Below are 19,207 nucleotides of genomic sequence, written 5' to 3'. Positions count from 1 at the left end.
GTTACATTTGATTATATACACATAAGATATTTTAACAGAAGGGATTGTACATATGAGTATACTTAAAAAGCTAAAATACACGTTCTGGGGCATGAAAGGAAATTATCTATCACATAAAATGCGCTTCGAAAAAGCCATTAAAATATATAGTGAAATGATTGAGATGGACCCCACAAAAACTCGTCCTTATCGAGATAAATTATACTGTCTAATGGCCTACAACCGTTATGCAGAAGCTATAGAAGTTGTTGACGGATTAATAGCGATTGAGCCCGATAACCCTGAGTACCATTATATCAAAGGCTCTTTACTTACCTCTAATGATATACAGCAATACGAGCAAGCACTCACACATTATGACCAGGCAATTGCCCTTAAGAAAGATCATATGATGTCTTATCTAGAAAAGGGATTATCCTTAATGAATCTTGAGCGCTACGACGAAGCAATAGATAATTTAAATCAAGCAATTTTCATAACTCCTGAAAAAGCTTATTGGGCTTACTACTATAAGGCGATAATCATGAAGAAGCGTGGAAAGTATGATGCTGCTATTAACCTTTGTAATACTGCATTAGTAACTGATATGGGCAAAAATTTCGATAAATCTATGGCTTCATCTTTAAAAGATCAGCTACTTAAATTAGCTGACGAAAAAGGAAATGTTTAAATAAATATGAGCTTGCTTAAATAATATAAATATAAAAAGGGTATAGAGAGAGGAGACACACCATGAATTTGGATAAAAAATTAAAATTGAACTTAAAGCTCCAGGTATTAGTAGTAGCAGCAATACTTGTATCAATGACAGCGTTGCAGATTATCTCTGCATTCAGGACTTCTGGTTTTACAGACGAGATTGCGGTAAACACCTTACATGATAAAATAACAGCCTATAATTTCATTATAGAGCAGGAATTAGAGCAGTTCGAACAGGTTATCGATGACATAGGAGTATATAATCCAGCCATCGTAAGAGCATTCGAACAAAACCGCCGTTCTTCTGTATCTCACGAATTAGATGCAATCTTCGCTAACCTAAGTAGACAATTAGGGATTACTAGCTTAAGAATGTACGACCTTGACTTAACGGCATTTTATCGAGCCGACGCTCCTAATCGATACGGAGATGACGTTAGCTCCGATTTATTACTGCAGCAAGTTACTAGTACTCAAACTACTATTTCTACCTATGACATCACTGAAGAAGGTGTCGCCATTAGGGTTGCTGGTATTTTTTCTGACCAGTATCGAAATCCGATAGCCATCATAGAGGTCGGGCGTGAAATCCCTGCCAAGGATATGCAAGCGATGCAGGCAGGTTTTGGTGTTGATTTCACCATTTTCTTAAGGGATCAAGTGCTTATATCGTCCAAATCTGATGGTAGCCTACCCACAGCAAGCCAATTACAGCAGCGAAATGTAAGCGAACAGGTGTTAAATAAGGGTGAGATGTGGCAGGGACGTTTAGCAAGCTCTGGCGAAGATTTTTTCTATACAATTATGCCAGTATTTGGCCCAGATAATAGCGTGATAGGTATGATCTCATCATCAACAAGTGCCGAGCCTTTCGATAGACAGAATCGAACCGATTTATTAATCGGGGTAGCTTTTCAGATAATTGTGCAAGTCGTATTTTTCTTTGTTTTCTATCCAATTATAAATTATAAAATTTCTCCAATTGCCAGTATGACCAATGTTATAGCTTCAATTGCAAATTACGATTACAAGGAAAGAGTTCCAGACAAGTTCTTCAAGCACGCCGATGAAATTGGCTCAATGGCTACAGCTATAGAGCAGATGCAAAATAATACAAAGGATTTAATCATGCAACTACAAGATAATAGTTCAATAGTTGCTGGATCTTCAGATGAGCTACTTCAATTGTCTGAAGCAACATTGAATTCATTAAAGCTTATGGAAGAAAAAATCCATAGTATTCAAGAGGTTTCTGAGACACAGACCCATATAGCTAAGGACTCATCAAGGGCTATGGAGGAAATGGCAAGCGGTATTGGGCAGGTTGCAGAAACTGCTGCTAGTGTAACAGAAGAATCAGCCAACATGAGAATAAACGCTGATCAAGGTAAGGTTGTAGTTTCCAATGCTGTGCAGCAAATGAATGAAATTCAAGCAAGTGCAAAAAATATTGCAGATACAATCGACCAATTGGTAGAAGGTCTAGATAAAATTAATGTATTCGTAAGCACAATAAATGACATCTCAGAGCAGACCAACTTACTTGCACTAAATGCTAGTATCGAAGCCGCTCGCGCAGGCGAACACGGTCGCGGATTTGCTGTCGTAGCCGAAGAAGTAAGAAAGTTAGCAGAAAGCTCTGCGCAATCTACTAGGGAGATTAACGCTATAGTACAAGAGATTAAATCTATTACTAATGATACAGTTAAGACAATTGGCGATAACCAAAAAGAGACGATTGCTGGAATTAACTCTGTTAAAGAAGTAGATAGTATCTTTATCAGTATCCTTAATTCTATTGGAAGTGTCGCTGAGAAGATTGAAAGCCTATCTGCTGTATCAGAGCAAATGTCTGCAGGAGCCCAGGAAGTAAGCGCTTCCGTTAACGAAGTATCAACGATCTCGACACAAGCGAATGAAGACACCCATGAAATAGCTAATCAAATTCAAGAACAAGTAAACGCTATTGAGCAAATCAACAAGTCATCAGAGCATTTATCGAAGCTTTCCCACGAATTAGAGGACATGATAGAAAGATTTAAAATTTAGCAAACGCCCATGCTGGGCGCACAATAGTTAAAGCCTTCGAGCAATGAAGCTCAAAGGCTTTAACTATTTTATTATATCATTTTCAATAATTAGGCTTTTTAAAGCGACTTTCTGCATTTTGTCTAAGCTTGGTTAGTTTGTTCTCAATTCTCGTTTTGGCATCCGAAGTTTTGTGTGTATCTATTTCAATAATAATACTTAGTTCATGGTCTTTGGTGATAGATACATAATCGCCTTCCTGGGCGGCTGTCGGTAGTAATTCAATTGGAACTACTAACTCTTTGTGATTAATGTCTATTATTAATACTGCCTTACCTTCCAACTTTAAAATCCTATCTATAACAGCGTTCATGTATACTCCTCCCGACATCTCCCACTTGCTTTGTTGAAACGGAAGCCTTCCGCAAGTTTTTGATAAAATCTGTTGTCATTAGCAATAATAAAACAATAGTAATAAACTTGCAAACGTTAGAAGGGATTGTAATAAATGATTCAAAAGCTACTCTTAGGAATGTTAATAGTCACTGTGCCCTTTGCTTTTATAGGTAACTTCCTTGGTTTTGCAGCCACTATGATGTTCATTGTTTATAGCTTAGCAATCGTGTCACTTGCTTCCTATATCGGACGGGCTACAGAAAGTCTGGCTATTGTCTCAGGGCCACGTATCGGTGGATTACTAAATGTCACCTTCGGCAATGTTGTAGAGCTAACGATCTCTGTGTTCGCACTAAAAGCAGGTTTTCTGTCGATTGTTCTAGCTTCATTGACAGGAGCTGTAATTAGTAACCTTTTACTTGTAGCTGGTTTATCATTTTTCATTGGTGGTCTAAAGTATAAGCGTCAAAAGTTCAATATTTTCGACGCTCGACACAATGCTGGCTTATTAATGTTTTGTGTGGTGCTATCATTTGTTTTTCCTGCTGTGTTTGCTAGTTATTTAACAGAAGCTGAGATTATGACTATGAGTGTGTGGATAGCCGTGATTATGTTAATTCTGTATTTCGCCTTATTATATTTTAAGCTCGTCTCTCACCGTGGGGTGTACGCACAAAAATCCGATGGCCAAGAGGATGAGGAGCCCGAATGGAATAAAAAGAAGGCAATTATCATTCTAGCATCCGCCGCTATCGCAGTCGCCTTTATTAGCGATATGTTAGTTGATACCTTTGAGGTCGTCGGCGAGACCTTCGGGTGGACTGAACTATTTATCGGTGTAATTATTGTTGCTATTATTGGTAACTCTGCTGAAAATATCACAGCAATCCTGATGGCCTTTAAAAATAAGATGAATATATCTGTAGAAATTGCTATTGGCTCGACATTGCAAATCGCTATGTTCGTAACACCCTTATTAGTACTGTTATCTTTACTACTTCCAGTACAAATGCCATTGCTTTTTTCTATGCCAGCGTTAGTAGCGATGGTTTTATCTGTGTTTTTATCAATATTTATATTTATTGATGGCGATACAAATTGGTTTGAAGGATTAATACTGCTAGCTGCCTACTTAATCATTGGTATTGGTTTTTATCTGATTTAGGAAAAAACAGACAAAAAAGACCGCCACCTAGCATTTGTAGGTGACAGCCGCAGTGTAATACTACTTAGATTGCAACTTAGATATACTTATATTAATATCTCTATATCGCTCTCTTCAACTAGTGTCTGAATAACCTGCCCTATTTGTTGATCAAGCTTTTGTTGGCGCAATTCATCTTCTATCATATCGCGAACCTCTTCAAAGGCAGGCATATCTTCCTGCATCATGCTATATTCTTCATATAACACTAGCGCCTCTTCCTCTGTTACACTTGGCTGTGGCATCTCATTCTCAACAAACCTGTCTATAAGAATTTCGTTGCCAATACTATTTCGAAGCTGTTCAAGCGTCATACTATTAGCAGCCAAAACTTCAGCGAATTCTTCGTCCGTTCCAAACTGGACTTTTAATTGGTCAATTTCTACATCAATTTCTTCTTCTGTAACTTCATAGCCGTTACCCTCTGCTTCTTGACGCAATACTTCCATGCTAATTAGGTTATTCAAAACCTGCTGCTCTAGCTCTTGAAGCATACCTATAGCTTCTTCATCTTCAAAATCAAATCCGCTTTGAGCGTACATCGCTTTCATACTACCCATCATCCCGTTGAACTCTTCCACGGAAATTTCCTGACCATTTACTATAGCTACTGCTTCACCATCTACAACATTAGCATCATCACCCGTTGCAGGTGTAAAATCTACTTCTTCTGGTTCTGCATTTCCTGAACAAGCAACAATTGCAAAGCTTAATATGGCAACCGTACTTAGCAGTAATATTTTTCGTAACAATTGAAAAACTCCTTTATTGAAAAATTTAATACCTTTTTAGGCATTGACTGCAAGGTTAACATATTTAATATTGAATTACAAATTTGACCAACTGCGCTCTACTATATTGAACTAAAAAGAAAACGGATATCAGTTTATTAGCTCTGATATCCGCTTTCTTTTGTATATATTTAATGGGAGAATAAAGCTTATTGAATTTTATTTTGTTGCTTTGCTAAATATAATTTATCTGCTTCAACAAAATCTTTGCATAATTTGTATAATTCTACGTACTCTGTTGGAGCTTTTCTTTCTATCGCAGTTTCAATCAGATCATCCAACCAGTCTAAATGTTGACTTGCAAACTGATGCTGAACTTCATATGGTGCATTCTCAACCATAGCACCCATTAATTCAAATATTAGTATAATATGATCTGGACAATGGTTAAATTGCTGTGGAACTTCAAAACCAAGGTCCTTTAATATTTCTTCCATATGACAAGCCCAGTCACCACGCAACCAACCTTTTTGTCTAGCGAATGTCATCTCACAGCTAGGGTCAATGGTCCATTGCTTATATAGCGATTCAATCGGCTCAGCCAAGGGTTTAACTGGCCCCATCGTAACAGCCCACATTTGCAATAGCTGGCTCAATTGAGGAAGGTTCTCTGCTTGCCAACTATGAGGAATCGATATTCCGTAGATTTCTTCTATTCGTTGCCAATATTCTTTGTAAGGTGTGCTTTTAATAGTATCTACTAAATTATCACTCGGTTGCTCAAATAATTGACTTAAGAGTGTGTATCCTTGTTCCCGCAATTGTTTTATTTCCATTGTTTCGTCCCCCTATTACTGCGTTAGTAAGTTTACTTTCGTTTTCGCCTATTTACGCTAATGATACTTTAACAATAGACTCTTGTAGCATTGCATGACCAATGTGTGGCTCTAATTGATATTTTACAAGGTCGTTCGGATTAACTCCGCCTAGCTGCTTAGATAGTTCATAGTAAGGAGTTTTATTTCCATATCCACCTGGGATAAACATAGCATCAGGGTGAATTCGCTCCGTTACTTTCACTTGTACTCTACCAGCTTCATTGTTCGAGCTAATGTTAATCCAGTCACCGTCTTTAATACCTAGCGCCGCTGCCTTCGTAGCATTTATCCATACCCTTTGGCTATTGTAGTCCTTAGTGATTTGCGCTAGTTGTGGAATATTAGCTGTTGCTGTGTGTGAATGGTATCCTTGTTTTCCGTTAAGGATAAAGAACTCATCTGCACCAACCCTAGTTCCAACTGCTGGCTCAATCCATTGTACAACTCCACTAAAGCCTGCATCAACAAACTTCTGATTGAAGAACTTGAATGTATCTAACTCATTTGGTTTTGTTTGCTGATTTACGCAGCCCTTTTGACGTAATTCATCAGTAGTAAGTCCCAGTGGAGCTAGACGTGCATTATTTAATTCATCTAGTGTGAAATTGAAGTATTCGCCAACTCCGCACTTCTCTGCTAACAATGTTATAATTTCATCTAAACTCTTAGTCTCAGGATGAACCTTTGGTACAGCAACAGTTCTCATCGATACTGAGTTACCGATTTGTTCGATTACTTCTTCTCTTTCAGCATAAGATGGTTCCGGCAAAATATAATCTGAAACTAATGCAGATTCTGTCATATGGGTCTCAATAGTAACTACTAAATCCGAGTTTAACAGTCCTTGACGCATATGTTCATAATCAGGGAAGTTACGTACTGGGTTGCTATGACGGATAAACCATGCCTTAATTAATCCTTGCTTTGCTTTCTCTGCTACATAGTGCGGTAGACCCTGAGCTCTAGATAATGGATACTCTCCAGTAATTCCTGCACCATCGATTCTTGGTAGCGTTGGCGCTGCTGGAGCTGGATATCTTTCACTATCAAGGTTTCCTAATCCAGTCTCTAAGCTTGCACCTAAAGATAATCCACCAGGCTGACCGATGTTTCCTAGCAACGCGTTAATGTATGCAACTGCACGAGCTGTTTCTGTACTGTTTTTGTAGTTAGTACCGAAAGCACCTTTCCAGGACGGGTCTACAAGTGCTTTAGGAGCATGTGCTGCCAACTCACGAGCTAAACGTTTAATTGTCTCAGCGTCAATATCTGTAATTGCTGCCGCCCATTCTGGAGTATATTCATCAATAACAGCCAGGAACTCTTCGAATCCTTCAGTATGGTTAGCAATAAATTCTTTATCATATAAGTCTTCTTTAATTAGTACGTTACACATTGCTAATACAAAAGCTAAGTCTGTACCAGGTCGGATAGGCACCCATTCTGTTGCTAATGCACCAGTTGCACTTAAACGTGGGTCTACACACACAACTTTTGCACCTCTAGCTAACGCACCCATAAACTGAGTTGCCTCGTTTGTACGAATCCCCTCACCATAGTTACGACCAATACACATCATGTAATCTGTTCTATTTCTATCAGCGCCTGGAGTTCTACCTATAGTCTCTCCAAAACCAACAGCCAACGTAGTATTACAAGCAGCGTTATGCGTCATAATCGTATTTGAACCTAGTGCATGTAGAAATCTACGTCCATAAAATACTCCCGTTTCCCTTGGGTTATGCTTCCATACAATCCCTTGAGGTCCATGCTCAGCGATAATACCTTGGACTTTATCACCAATCTCCGTTGCTGCTTGCTCCCAGCTAATTTCTTGGAATTGGTTTTCACCTACACGCTTTAAAGGTGTTTTAACACGGCCTGGATCATAAATCCACGCTAACCCTGCGTGTGCTCTAGCACAAAGCTTACCACGGCTACGAGCATGGTCTTCATTACCTGTTACCTTCCAAGCTCTTCCGTTCTTCACATGAATCCATAGTCCACAGTGACTTGAGCATGTATTACAGTATGAATATTTTAATTCAACAGGTGCTTTTTCTTGTTCACTAGCCCATGCTTTGAAGTTTAACTTCACACCTGTAGCTAAAAACGCACCAGCAGCAATTGTACTTTTCAAGAACTTTCTTCTATTAAAAAACATGAATAACTACCTCCTATATAGAATTCGTAATTGATATTGAAATTTATGGAAACCTTATGCTAAGCTAGTAACTTTATCTTTATAAACAAGTTTAAATTCTTTAGCATCATCACGAAGAATTAGAATCAGACCTAAGCCGTCTTGTTGTGTAACACCATATACATTTGCTTTAGGATATTTAACCTTCAATACTTCAACTCTAGCTTTAGCAGCATCAATCATTTCTTCTACTGGTCCATACTTAAGACTATTAGCGATACAAGTATTAACACATGCAGGCTCTTGACCTTCAGTAATTAGATCTTCACAGCCTTGGCATTTAAACATTTTGCGCGCACTATCTACTTCAGCTATTACTGGTACATCGTAAGGGCATTGCATCTTACACATTCCACAGCCGATACACGCATCATAGTTCATGTGCGTAAAGCCAGTGTCACCCTTATATAGTGCTTTTACAGGACAAATATCAACGCAAGGTGCGTCAGTGCAGTGCATGCAGCTATTACGTGATAAATGGTATTCGACCTTAGGGAATGATCCCTTCTCTACTGATTCAAATTTAATATAGGATTGCTCTACTGGTAGAGCGTTGTGATTTTGGCACGCTACTCTACAGGCGTGACATTCAACACATAGACTAGTGTCCATTAATATTGCTGTTTTAGTTGCATCAGTAAAAATCGGTGCTGCCGCCTCTTCCTCACAACCTGTAAACAGCAACGCTGTGCCAACTACAGCAGATGTGGTACCAATCTTCAATAGATTTCTGCGATCAATTTTCTTTTCTAACATCGAAATTGCTCCCCTTCCATCAAAATATTAGAATTATGCCAAAAGCAACTAATCTTCTGTATATCTCTGCATACACATCAGGATTATTTGTTTTTTGACAAGCTAATCATAACACGATATCTTCAATTTATCTTCACTTTCAGACTGATTTGTGCATACCGCTTTTCTATGGGATATAAATAAAATTTATATATTTACTAGTAGTGCTAGTAATACCTAGTGTTGTTTGCTTATTTTTTTCACGCATCATATAATTGCAAACTGTGAACTACTGCATTTATCGCTTAATTTCCCTTTCAACATTTCTTCATTTTTATAGTATTATATTACTAATTATGTTCACAACAGCATGCTCCGTTAAGTTTTTATAAAATCTATGATCGTTGTATTCCGAAGAAAATGTTATACAATAGGGATTGTACTAATAGTTGAATATAGAATTTACTTATATTCAAATAAGAGCTTGTATTATTATTCAGGAGATGATTCGATGAACAAGCACCAGCTTGAGGTTTTTTTGACAGTTGCGCAAACAAAACAAATTTCAAGTGCTGCTAAACTATTGCACCTAAGCCAGCCTGCAGTAAGCTCACAAATTAAAGCTATAGAAAACCATTATGGGGCTAGTATGTTTGAGCGTACGAAGCAAGGTGTAGAGTTAACAGCGCCAGGTAAAATTGCTATGAAACACGCATTAAAAATTCTAGCTTCTTATGATGAGATGGACAGAGAAATAGACCAATATCTAAACATCGATAATCAGAAGCTAATAGTTGGGACTACGCAGACCGTTGGCAACTACGCAATACCGTGCAGCATATGGACCTTTAAACAAAAATACCCTAATGCCAAAATTATTCTAGAGGTCGATAGTTTAAAAAGCATCCTGCAGCAGCTTGCAGATGGGCAAATAGATATTGCCGTTGTAGAAGGAATGGACTATTTAAAACTCTACGAAAATAGGTTTATCGAAAAAATGACTAGTAGCGACGAGGCCATAATAATTTACCCTGGACAAGATGCCTGGACAGAGCAATTTGAAACAATTGACAGTCTAAGCGAATTATCTAAACACCCGTTTATTATGCCAAAAAAAGGACTTGGTCTAGTAGAGCCTTTCCTTGATACCCTAGAGAAGAACGACCTATCAATTGATAGCTTTAATATAGCTTCTGAATTAGGTAGTATAGGTTCGATTAAATCATCTGTACTTGCAGGGTTAGGCTATTCTATTAGTAGTCGTATGGCAGTCCAAAAAGAATTAAAGCATGGGACAATTCGCGAATTAGCAATACCCGACTTTGCTGCACCAATGCCATTTAAGCTAGTGTATAGAAACGACAGCTTTCTATCCCTAATCTCAAAGCGCTTCATTCAATTCATTACAGTTCCACAAGAATTACAGTACTGCGAATAGATGCATTGATAATCTTGAAATAATAATAAAAAAACATACAAAAAGAGCTTATGAGTGTCCTGTTCCCACTTATAAGCTCTTGCTTTATTCACCTTTATTTTTAAAATTATCAGTATAAACTTTACCCCTTAGTTACCGTAAGCTCCCACACACCTGAACTCACTTCTTTCACATCAATTGGATAATCATGCTTAAGACATAGATTCATAATATTTCTTACCGATCGCGTAAAATCTGTATGAACTATTAATATATCTCCGCTGTTCATTACAGCCAGCTTCTCCTGAGCCTTTAATAAGGGGACAGGGCAAACCTCTCCTAGTAAGTCAAGTTCGTACTTGTCCATTCTATAGCCCTCCCATATTATTCTCTTGACGATTTACTATTTTATATAGCCCCCACAATAGCACCAACTGTGATCCTATGGCGATTGGCCAACTTAGGATTTCCGCCAAATATACAGGTTCAACCCAGGTAAAATTCATCTCCCACCAAGGGTAATTTAGCGTCCCCACTAGTGAACCTAATATCAAACCCAATAAAACAAAGGTAAACAATTTAAAGCCTTCACCAAAACGCAAAAATATACTACAAACGCATCCACCAGCAATAACCATACCAATACCAAATAAAATTCCGCCCACTATTGTATATAGACCAATAGGATAGAAGTTCCCAGGCACTGTAGTGTCGCCAATTAAATATATATATTGAATTAGTGCAAAGGTGATAGTTGATATCATTAAAGAAATAATTAGTGCTTTTAGCAAGCCCCCATCTCGGAATAATATGAAGTCCCTAAACGCCCCCGCAAAACAGAAACGAGACCGATGCAATGCATAACCTAAGGCCACACCTAACACTAAATTAGCTAAAATGATTGCTCCCATCATTTTCACACCACCTCTCTAACGACTGTACATAATTTTAATACCCATATATACACCAACAAAAGATGCAATAGCAAATACCCAACCATGTAAGCTTAAAGATGAAAAACTGCCAATGAATGCACCAACATTACAGCCTGATGCTAACCGCGCCCCATAACCCATGATAAAACCACCTGTAATTGCTAACATTATTTGCTTTTTGCTTCGAATCTTTTTCCAACTAAATTCCTTAGCACTAATACTTGAAATCAGCACACCTGCAAAAAATCCAATAATTATTATTAAGTCAATCTCGATAATCCAATTGTTAATAAATTGAGCATAGCGCTCATTACCCATATAATAACTCCAGCCACTAATGCCTAACCCAAAAAAATCCACTATTTTTGCACTTAACAGCGTTAGCGAAGTAGTAACTCCCCATGGTTTACCATTAAGCAGCAAGAAGAAGGTATTAAAAACAGCAATGGCAATTCCTCCCCAAAGATAGGGCCATTCTAGTTTTAATAGATGCTTCATAGGCATTTCCCTTCATTTCATATTTTATAAATATATGTTATAAAGATGTGGTTGGCTATTATTATACAATTAAAATTATGAAATAACTATGAAAATAATTTACTAATGTCCTTAGTCGCAATTAGCTATCGTTGTAGTAAAAAATAGACCCACACATTATGTGTGAGCCTATTTGTTATATTTCAGCTAGCTGTATTCCTACCATTTTCATTAAATATTTGGCATTTGTTGTACTGCAACGTCCAGCCCGCAGCTTATAGTCAAATTTTATTTCATTATTCACATAGTGTTCTGTAAAATGGTAATTCTTAATGCTTATATTTGGCTCATTCTCCAAATCGCACAACTCAAAATCATGTGTTGAAATCAACCCAATAACCCAGTCTTTACTGAGATTTTTCATTACGCTTTTAGCCCCTAGAATTCGGTCTTGGGAGTTCGTCCCACGGAAGATTTCATCTATTAAGAATAGCATTGGTTGTTTGGTATGGGAATGCTCAATAATTTTCTTGATGCGTAAAAGCTCTGCGTAAAAGGATGATATACCACTATTTAAATCGTCTGTAATTCGCATTGATGTAAAGATGTCTACAAGTGCGCATTGCATACGTTTTGCACACACAGGTGCCCCAGAATATGCTAGCACAAGGTTTATACCAATTGTACGAAGCATTGTGGTTTTACCAGACATATTAGATCCCGTAATAATCCCTAGGCTGTTCTTAATCGACATGTCATTGCATACACGTTGTTCAACATTGATCAGTGGATGTCCAATATCTTGACAATCTACCACAAGCTCTTGTGTTGTAAATTCTGGGAACGCCCAGTTAGGATTCAGTTTATGAATAACCGCCAAGCTTGATAGTGCTTCCAATTCTCCAATCGTCTCTAACCATGTCCGTACACCAGTAGCATGATTTTTCTTCCATTTATCTAGGGCGAATAGACAATGATAATCCCATAATAGCAGTGCATTAAGCAGGAAGTACAATAGTGCACTATGCCGCATATCAATCGCTGTCCCAACTTTCTCTAAATCTTCAAGCTGTTTAGATACAGGCTTGTTCCTTGAGTGCATCTTTGCCTTTAATTGCTCAAGATATGAGTTTGTAAAACTCTCCCGCTCAACTAATGTAATGAATTTCCTGTAAGCCTCTATACTTTCTCTAAAGGTATAGACATCACTTAGGAACGCTGCTGCTCGAAAGAATCCAACTGCAGTAAGTATAAGTTGCACAATAATCAACCCTAAAGGCACATACGGAGAAACCCCTACCCCGATTACAAGTGCTATAATCGACGCTATCGTCAAAGCTGGTAAGATGTAGAATAATGCTTTCCACTTTCTTAGTCCATCAATATCCACTCGCTTTACAATTGTTGCGATAAAACCCTCTGGATGCTGACTTATGCGTTCAGCCATCATTCCCTCTGCCTGTAATTCTTGAGTAAATTCATATTTAGTTGCTAATTCGCTCACTGCAGCCTGACGCTGCCTAATTTCCTCTATATTTTTTGTCGGAGTTGCTAAAAAGTCTGCAAGAATTTTGCGCCCATAATATGTGTTCCCAACGTTAATTAATTGAAACAAAGAGCTGTTCCCAAAGACATCTAAGTCACTAGTAAACGGATGCTCAGGCTGTACAAAATCCATTCCTCGGTCCTTAAAGCTTATCCAGCTACCACTTAAACGATCCATGTATTGCTGATTTATTTGGATTCGACATCTAGTTCTAAGTAATTCTTTTTTTGTCCTGCTATGACTAATAACCCAGTATATAAAGGCTGCTCCAAAAACAGCTAACGTTAATGTCCCTGCTGCGTCATTCCCCTGAAAGTATAACCAACCCGCTAAAGCCGCACCTATAAGGAAGGTGCCTAAGCGAATATGACTTAATGTATCTAAACGCTTCTTCAACTGTTCTTCCTGTTGCTGGTATTTATCAACTTCCTGTTGAAATTCTTGTTTTCCCTGCATACGTACCTCCATTTGCCATTTAGCTTTTAACCTTATACCCTCACTTCATCGATTACTACTATAACCTAATGCTAGTGAAATGGAAAGTTCAATGCCGTTTTTTGTCTGCAAAATAGTTAGCTATCACCGCTCCAATTGATGTGTTAAAGACCACGTTCATTATTGGCGCAATCGCCCCTACATCCCCAATAAATTGATATGCTAGAATAGCTGCTAATGCAGTATTGGCTAGTCCTACATGAAATAGAATCCCTCTAGCATCTGTATCATTAATTTTTAGCTTTAGGGCGATATAATATGCCGTTACCATTGGTATTGTTATTTGCAGAACTGTAGCCAGTGCTATTAAATGTAATATCTCAAACTCCGATGCTATCGCTTCTCTTCCATTTCCGATTATTGTATGAACTATAAGTAGAAGAGCTAGACTAGAACCAATTCTAGTTATATTCCTAGAATGCGTTGATAAATTAGGAAAAACACGTTGTAGGAAAATGCCTATTGCTAATGGAATAATAACGATTAATAGGAAAGATAATAATAAGCTTGAGATCGAAATATCAACTTGAGCATTAACTATGCTTATAAGAGCAACTGGCGTTACCACTGGACTGATAATAACATCTAGTAGTGATGCAGCAACGACTAACGATGTATTGCCACCAGCTAAAAATGTATACACTACCGCAGATGTTGCGCTAGGTACTGTCCCTGCTAATATTAGGCCTGCTGCAATCTCTGGTTTAGATGAAAAAAACAAATGCGCTAAACCTATGGAAACTAGCACCATGACTATCCACTTTAGAAGGGTTGCTATCAATAGCTCTCGTTTCTTTGCACGTATGTCTTTGATTGCCTTGACATTCATCGATAATCCTGTGAAAAATATTACAATCGCTAATAGAAGTCCTGGAAACGTAGTCGACACTTCTAAGTATATTGGTGAATAATAAGTTGCAACTGCAACTAGAATAATCAGAAGCGCCAAATATCTAGTTATGAAATTCGTAATGTATAATATTTTAATCACACCCTACAAAAAATCTAGCACTCTTATTAAAACACCCTGGGTGTATAATGTGTTTTCTGGCACATTATACACCCAGGGCTTTGGATATTTTTTTGTATAACTACTCTTTGCAGTTTATTCTACTGTTACCGATTTAGCAAGGTTTCTAGGCTTATCGACGTCGTTTCCTCGTAAAACTGACGCATAATATGAGATCAACTGTAACGGTATAACCGATAGGATTGGTGTCAGAATTGGGTGAGTCTTTGGTATCTCAATAAGCTCATCTGCCACATCCTTGGACTTTACATCCCCTTCATTGACGACAGCGATGATTTTGGCATCCCTGGCTTTTACTTCAATTACATTACTCATAGTTTTCTCGTATACATCTGGCTGCGTTAATAGACTAATGACTGGAATTCCTTCTTCAATTAAAGCGATTGTTCCATGCTTTAGTTCACCAGCAGCGTATGCTTCAGCGTGTATATATGATATCTCTTTTAATTTTAATGCTCCTTCTAGTGCCACTGTGTAATCCATACCACGACCGATGAAGAAGGCACTGTTCCAATCTATCAAACCTTGTGCCACTTTTTTTGCGTGGTCTTTGTCTGCCAATATTCTTGCAGCTTGCTCTGGGATATATTGTAGCGCTTGATAGATTTCAATACGTGCTTGTTCTGATATGGTCTGACGAATTTCTGCCATGTACAGGGCGAACATATAGACTGCCAGTAGCTGTGTAGTATAGGCTTTCGTTGAAGCAACAGCAATCTCTGGCCCTGCCCAGGTATAAATTACATCGTCGGCTTCACGGGATACAGAGCTACCTACTACATTCGTTATTGCTGCCACTCTAGAACCAGCAGCTTTACCGAGCCTTAGTGCAGCCAGCGTATCTGCTGTTTCTCCAGATTGGCTGATAACCATCACGAGTGTTTTTTCGTTTAGGATTGGATTTCGATAACGAAATTCTGATGCTACTTCTACCTCAACAGGTATACGTACCAATTGCTCAATTGCATATTTACCAACAAGCCCTGCATGATACGCTGTACCACAGGCAACTATATGGATTTTCTGAATATCTTGAAGTTCTTTGGCAGTTAGCTTTACTTCTTCTAGCTTTATTTTCTGATTTTGCTCGTCAATACGTCCGCGTAATGTATCCTTTAGTGCTTTTGGTTGTTCATCGATTTCTTTTAGCATGAAATGGTCGTAGCCACCTTTTTCAGCAGATACCGCATCCCATTTCACTTCAAATACACTTTTCTTAATATGCTTACCTTGACGGTCAAAGATATCTACGGAGTCTGCTGTCAGCACAGCTATCTCGTAATCGTCTAAAATATATGCATTTCTCGTATGCTCTAAGATAGCAGGAATATCTGAGGCAATGAAATTCTCTCCTACACCAATCCCCACAACTAACGGGCTATCCTTACGAGCAACGATGATTTTATCTTTTTCATCTTCTGACATGACAGCGCATGCATAGGAGCCTTCGAGCCTAGCAACTGCCATCCTGAAGGTTTCTAGTAAATTACCGTTATATAGTTCTTCTATTAAGTGAGAGATAACCTCTGTATCTGTCTCAGATTTAAACTCATGACCTAGCGCCTTAAGTTCTTCTCTTAACTCCGCATAATTCTCGATAATTCCATTGTGTACGACTACAAACTTCTCTGTGCAATCAAAATGGGGATGACTGTTTTCATCTGAAGGGCGTCCATGGGTGGCCCAACGTGTATGTCCAATCCCTCTAAAACCTAGCAGCTTCGTACCATTAATTTTTGACTCTAGTTCTTTCAATCTTCCTACTGATTTACTCACGACAATAGAGCCGCCAACATCAATGGCAACCCCTGCTGAGTCGTAACCTCTGTACTCAAGCTTTTTCAAACCATTAACTAAGATGTCCTGGGCTTGCTTTTGCCCAATATAACCAACAATTCCACACATAAATAAACATACTCCTCTCAAAGACATTTTTGACAGCAAAAAACAAGGCCTTCGCTGCGTTTACAGCCGCCCTTGAGAATATGTAGACTTCCAGCCTTGTAATGCCCTTGTGTCATAGGTCGCCCTATGGTTTTCGGTCATTGCTTACAGCACAGGCCAGCACTGGGAGGCATCCGCCGACGCTTTCGATTATCCTCCACCTCGTCAACTGCTCTTAGCAGTTCAGGCGCTACCATAAAAGTTCGTTACATTATTGTTGTTACTTAATCATATTACAAAATCTACATATACAAAATAAACGGCATACTATAGAGTATGCCGTAGATTGTCATTTTGTGCAATAGCCTTTAATTAACAAATGGTTGTTTTTTAGCATCTGTTCAATATCTAGGGCTTTTACGGGCTTGCTAAACAGGTAGCCCTGGGCGATTTTGCAATTTCTTTCCTTCAGGTATTGCATATGCTCCTTGGTCTCTACTCCCTCAGCAATAATTTCCAAGCCTAGCTTTTGTGCCATAACTATTATCGTATCAACAATTTCTGCGTCCTTAGAATCCTCATGTATGCGACTTATAAACGAACGATCAATTTTCAATTTATTGATTGGTAGGTCTCGGAAATTACTAAGTGATGAGTATCCCGTACCAAAATCATCTATCGACACCTGTATCCCTAAGTCTCGTAGTCTCTTCACCTTTTTCACTGCTTCATTTATGTCTGTCATAGCAATACTCTCAGTTATCTCTAAATCTAAATATTTAGGCTCAAGTCCCGTCTCTCGCAGGATTTTTTCTATTTTTGGTACAAAGTCATTTTGTAAAAACTGTAGCGGCGATACGTTTACAGCCACTGGCCTAGGTGCAAGACCCTGGTTTTGCCATTGTTTGTTCTGATGGCATGCTTCGCGTATAACCCACTCCCCTATTTGTAAAATAAGCCCTGTCTCTTCAGCAATCGGGATAAAAACATCTGGCGCGACTGTTCCTCTAAAAGGATTATGCCAACGTATAAGAGCTTCGTTTCCGATGATACACTCAGTTACAAAGTCATATTGTGGCTGATAATACAGTTCAAATTCATTGTTTTCCATTGCTTTACGTAATTCATGTTCAAGTGTCAGTTCCTCAAGCATGCGTGCGTTCATGTCTTCGGAGTAATAGCAGTATTGATTCTTACCACGATCCTTAGCTCTATACATAGCAGTATCTGCGTTACTAAACAGGGTGTTAATGTCTGTACCATCCTGAGGATATCGGCTAATCCCAATACTTGTAGTTATTGTTAATTCTCTATCAACGATAATAAATGGCTTGGCAATTTCTTCTACAATCTGTTGTGATATATCAGAAACACCCGTCGCATCATCCAATATAACAATAAACTCGTCTCCGCCAGGTCTATAGATTGGTTTATCGGAAAGGATTGATTTTAATCTATCTGCAATTTCCTGCAGTAATAAATCGCCAAAGTGATGTCCTAATGAATCATTAACATTTTTAAACCTATCTATATCTATGAAAAGTACAGCTCCCGCTTGTGTTGCATTTAAATTGCTCAGGGTTTTTGTGAATTGTTTTTGTAAACTCCTCATATTTAATAGCCCAGTAAGTGGATCATGATATGCTAAATAGCGGTTCTTTTTCTCAGCTTGCTTTCTTTTTGTAATATCTGTGTATATAGCGTAGCCACCGACAACCTGATTGTTAATAATTAATGGTATCCCTCGATGTATTACTTCGATAGGATTTCCATTCTTATGATAGCGCACGGTATCCTCATAATATACTGACTCGCCAGCAAGCACCTTATATGAGCCATACTCCTTAAGCATGGCATTCGGATCAATTATATTATTAATATATTTGCCTATTACTTCAGATTTTGCGTACCCGTAAAGCTGCAAAAACCCTGGGTTTACATCTACAATTTCATGTTTTATGTTAAAATGCACGATTGCATCTGGGGTGTTTTGAAAAAGTGCAGAAAAAGACATTCTTAAATGGGCTAACGAATATTCCATTGAGTCCTTGATTGCAATTTTATATTTACGCTTTCTGGATAGGAGAACACGATTTAGAAAATCTTCTCTACATAATGGTTCTAGTATGTAATCAATACAGCCTAACTCATAGACTTGCATAATATCTACTGCTTTAATGTCGTTAATTACAAGTAGTATTGGTAGGTCTTCACTGACACTTGCAATTATTTTTGCTGCATCTGTTTCCCTTAAGAATCTCTGATGTATTATCATTAAATCAGTTGTATGACTAATACCCAGTACCTTGGCATTCTTTAAGCTGTCGCATTGAACAATTTCAATAGATGCTCCTTTTAAAAGCTGCTCTATTGTTGCTTGCGAACTTACATCAGTACCTAAACGAGAACTTACAAGCAGAACCCTCATCGCACACACCCCCTAGACCAACTATACAATAGTTATATATAACTACCTCCATTGTATTCTGTAATTAGTCATTTAACAATAGTTCTGCTGCACCAGAATTTAGCTCGATGTTTAAAAACGT

16 protein-coding genes are annotated in these 19,207 nt (G+C 38.2%); 4 read left to right on the top strand and 12 right to left on the bottom strand.

From position 1 onward, the window contains the following. Positions 1 to 52: 52 nt before the first annotated feature. Both BHF68_RS05385 and BHF68_RS05380 read left to right on the top strand, forming a co-directional pair. Entirely contained in the window at positions 53 to 670 is a 618-nt protein-coding gene (locus tag BHF68_RS05385; protein WP_069642631.1) for a tetratricopeptide repeat protein, read from the top strand. 62 nt (positions 671 to 732) lie between these two features. Further along, positions 733 to 2,748, top strand: a complete 2,016-nt coding sequence (locus BHF68_RS05380; RefSeq protein WP_069642630.1) for a methyl-accepting chemotaxis protein — start codon at positions 733 to 735, stop codon at positions 2,746 to 2,748. 82 nt (positions 2,749 to 2,830) lie between these two features. Here BHF68_RS05380 and BHF68_RS05375 read toward each other — a convergent pair whose 3' ends face one another. Further along, positions 2,831 to 3,100, bottom strand: coding sequence for a DUF3006 domain-containing protein (locus BHF68_RS05375; RefSeq protein ID WP_069642629.1), 270 nt, complete (start codon positions 3,098 to 3,100; stop codon positions 2,831 to 2,833). A 138-nt stretch (positions 3,101 to 3,238) separates the two neighbouring features. Here BHF68_RS05375 and cax point away from each other — a divergent pair, with 138 nt between their 5' ends. Next, a complete protein-coding gene (cax, locus tag BHF68_RS05370) occupies positions 3,239 to 4,288 on the top strand; it encodes a calcium/proton exchanger (protein ID WP_084019231.1) in 1,050 nt (349 codons plus the stop codon). An 86-nt stretch (positions 4,289 to 4,374) separates the two neighbouring features. On the opposite strand, the gene BHF68_RS05365 is transcribed toward cax, so the two are convergent. The 4 genes from BHF68_RS05365 to BHF68_RS05350 form a co-directional block, all read right to left on the bottom strand. Continuing rightward, positions 4,375 to 5,079 carry a SurA N-terminal domain-containing protein gene (locus BHF68_RS05365; protein ID WP_069642627.1) on the bottom strand — a complete coding sequence of 235 codons (705 nt, stop codon included), beginning with the start codon at positions 5,077 to 5,079 and terminating at the stop codon, positions 4,375 to 4,377. A 188-nt stretch (positions 5,080 to 5,267) separates the two neighbouring features. Next, positions 5,268 to 5,894 (bottom strand): TorD/DmsD family molecular chaperone, encoded by a 627-nt coding sequence (locus BHF68_RS05360; protein WP_069642626.1) that lies wholly within the window; start codon positions 5,892 to 5,894, stop codon positions 5,268 to 5,270. A gap of 52 nt (positions 5,895 to 5,946) precedes the next feature. Continuing rightward, positions 5,947 to 8,100 (bottom strand): molybdopterin-containing oxidoreductase family protein, encoded by a 2,154-nt coding sequence (locus BHF68_RS05355; protein WP_069642625.1) that lies wholly within the window; start codon positions 8,098 to 8,100, stop codon positions 5,947 to 5,949. A 54-nt stretch (positions 8,101 to 8,154) separates the two neighbouring features. Then, a complete protein-coding gene (locus BHF68_RS05350; protein WP_069642624.1) occupies positions 8,155 to 8,895 on the bottom strand; it encodes a 4Fe-4S dicluster domain-containing protein in 741 nt (246 codons plus the stop codon). A gap of 490 nt (positions 8,896 to 9,385) precedes the next feature. Here BHF68_RS05350 and BHF68_RS05345 point away from each other — a divergent pair, with 490 nt between their 5' ends. Further along, entirely contained in the window at positions 9,386 to 10,312 is a 927-nt protein-coding gene (locus BHF68_RS05345) for a LysR substrate-binding domain-containing protein (protein WP_069642623.1), read from the top strand. Positions 10,313 to 10,433: 121 nt separating this feature from the next. On the opposite strand, the gene BHF68_RS05340 is transcribed toward BHF68_RS05345, so the two are convergent. The 7 genes from BHF68_RS05340 to BHF68_RS05310 form a co-directional block, all read right to left on the bottom strand. Beyond that, entirely contained in the window at positions 10,434 to 10,658 is a 225-nt protein-coding gene (locus BHF68_RS05340) for a sulfurtransferase TusA family protein (RefSeq protein WP_069642622.1), read from the bottom strand. A 1-nt stretch (position 10,659) separates the two neighbouring features. Next, on the bottom strand, positions 10,660 to 11,205 hold the full coding sequence (locus BHF68_RS05335) for a YeeE/YedE thiosulfate transporter family protein (RefSeq protein WP_069642621.1): 546 nt from the start codon (positions 11,203 to 11,205) through the stop codon (positions 10,660 to 10,662). A gap of 15 nt (positions 11,206 to 11,220) precedes the next feature. After that, entirely contained in the window at positions 11,221 to 11,724 is a 504-nt protein-coding gene (locus tag BHF68_RS05330) for a YeeE/YedE thiosulfate transporter family protein (RefSeq protein WP_176719883.1), read from the bottom strand. 175 nt (positions 11,725 to 11,899) lie between these two features. Then, positions 11,900 to 13,705 carry a MutS family DNA mismatch repair protein gene (locus BHF68_RS05325; protein WP_069642619.1) on the bottom strand — a complete coding sequence of 602 codons (1,806 nt, stop codon included), beginning with the start codon at positions 13,703 to 13,705 and terminating at the stop codon, positions 11,900 to 11,902. 88 nt (positions 13,706 to 13,793) lie between these two features. Continuing rightward, positions 13,794 to 14,735: a bile acid:sodium symporter family protein gene (locus BHF68_RS05320; RefSeq protein ID WP_245669637.1), complete on the bottom strand. Its 942-nt coding sequence runs from the start codon at positions 14,733 to 14,735 to the stop codon at positions 13,794 to 13,796. Between the two features lie 114 nt (positions 14,736 to 14,849). After that, positions 14,850 to 16,679, bottom strand: coding sequence for a glutamine--fructose-6-phosphate transaminase (isomerizing) (gene glmS / locus BHF68_RS05315; RefSeq protein WP_069642618.1), 1,830 nt, complete (start codon positions 16,677 to 16,679; stop codon positions 14,850 to 14,852). Between the two features lie 328 nt (positions 16,680 to 17,007). Continuing rightward, on the bottom strand, positions 17,008 to 19,086 hold the full coding sequence (locus tag BHF68_RS05310; protein WP_069642617.1) for a putative bifunctional diguanylate cyclase/phosphodiesterase: 2,079 nt from the start codon (positions 19,084 to 19,086) through the stop codon (positions 17,008 to 17,010). Positions 19,087 to 19,207 lie beyond the last annotated feature (121 nt).

Source organism: Desulfuribacillus alkaliarsenatis (genome assembly GCF_001730225.1).
Lineage (GTDB): Bacteria > Bacillota > Bacilli > Desulfuribacillales > Desulfuribacillaceae > Desulfuribacillus > Desulfuribacillus alkaliarsenatis.
The sequence above is the reverse complement of the archived record's forward strand: the minus strand, read 5'-3'. Positions and strand labels throughout refer to the sequence as shown.

Excerpts from the sequence above, each read along its gene's own strand:
- BHF68_RS05385 (WP_069642631.1), top strand. The coding sequence starts at position 53 with ATGAGTATACTTAAAAAGCTAAAATACACGTTCTGGGGCATGAAAGGA.
- BHF68_RS05380 (WP_069642630.1), top strand. The coding sequence starts at position 733 with ATGAATTTGGATAAAAAATTAAAATTGAACTTAAAGCTCCAGGTATTA.
- BHF68_RS05375 (WP_069642629.1), bottom strand. The coding sequence starts at position 3,100 with ATGAACGCTGTTATAGATAGGATTTTAAAGTTGGAAGGTAAGGCAGTA.
- BHF68_RS05360 (WP_069642626.1), bottom strand. The coding sequence starts at position 5,894 with ATGGAAATAAAACAATTGCGGGAACAAGGATACACACTCTTAAGTCAA.
- BHF68_RS05355 (WP_069642625.1), bottom strand. The coding sequence starts at position 8,100 with ATGTTTTTTAATAGAAGAAAGTTCTTGAAAAGTACAATTGCTGCTGGT.
- BHF68_RS05350 (WP_069642624.1), bottom strand. The coding sequence starts at position 8,895 with ATGTTAGAAAAGAAAATTGATCGCAGAAATCTATTGAAGATTGGTACC.
- BHF68_RS05345 (WP_069642623.1), top strand. The coding sequence starts at position 9,386 with ATGAACAAGCACCAGCTTGAGGTTTTTTTGACAGTTGCGCAAACAAAA.
- BHF68_RS05340 (WP_069642622.1), bottom strand. The coding sequence starts at position 10,658 with ATGGACAAGTACGAACTTGACTTACTAGGAGAGGTTTGCCCTGTCCCC.
- BHF68_RS05335 (WP_069642621.1), bottom strand. The coding sequence starts at position 11,205 with ATGATGGGAGCAATCATTTTAGCTAATTTAGTGTTAGGTGTGGCCTTA.
- BHF68_RS05330 (WP_176719883.1), bottom strand. The coding sequence starts at position 11,724 with ATGAAGCATCTATTAAAACTAGAATGGCCCTATCTTTGGGGAGGAATT.
- BHF68_RS05325 (WP_069642619.1), bottom strand. The coding sequence starts at position 13,705 with ATGCAGGGAAAACAAGAATTTCAACAGGAAGTTGATAAATACCAGCAA.
- glmS (WP_069642618.1), bottom strand. The coding sequence starts at position 16,679 with ATGTGTGGAATTGTTGGTTATATTGGGCAAAAGCAAGCCCAGGACATC.
- BHF68_RS05310 (WP_069642617.1), bottom strand. The coding sequence starts at position 19,086 with ATGAGGGTTCTGCTTGTAAGTTCTCGTTTAGGTACTGATGTAAGTTCG.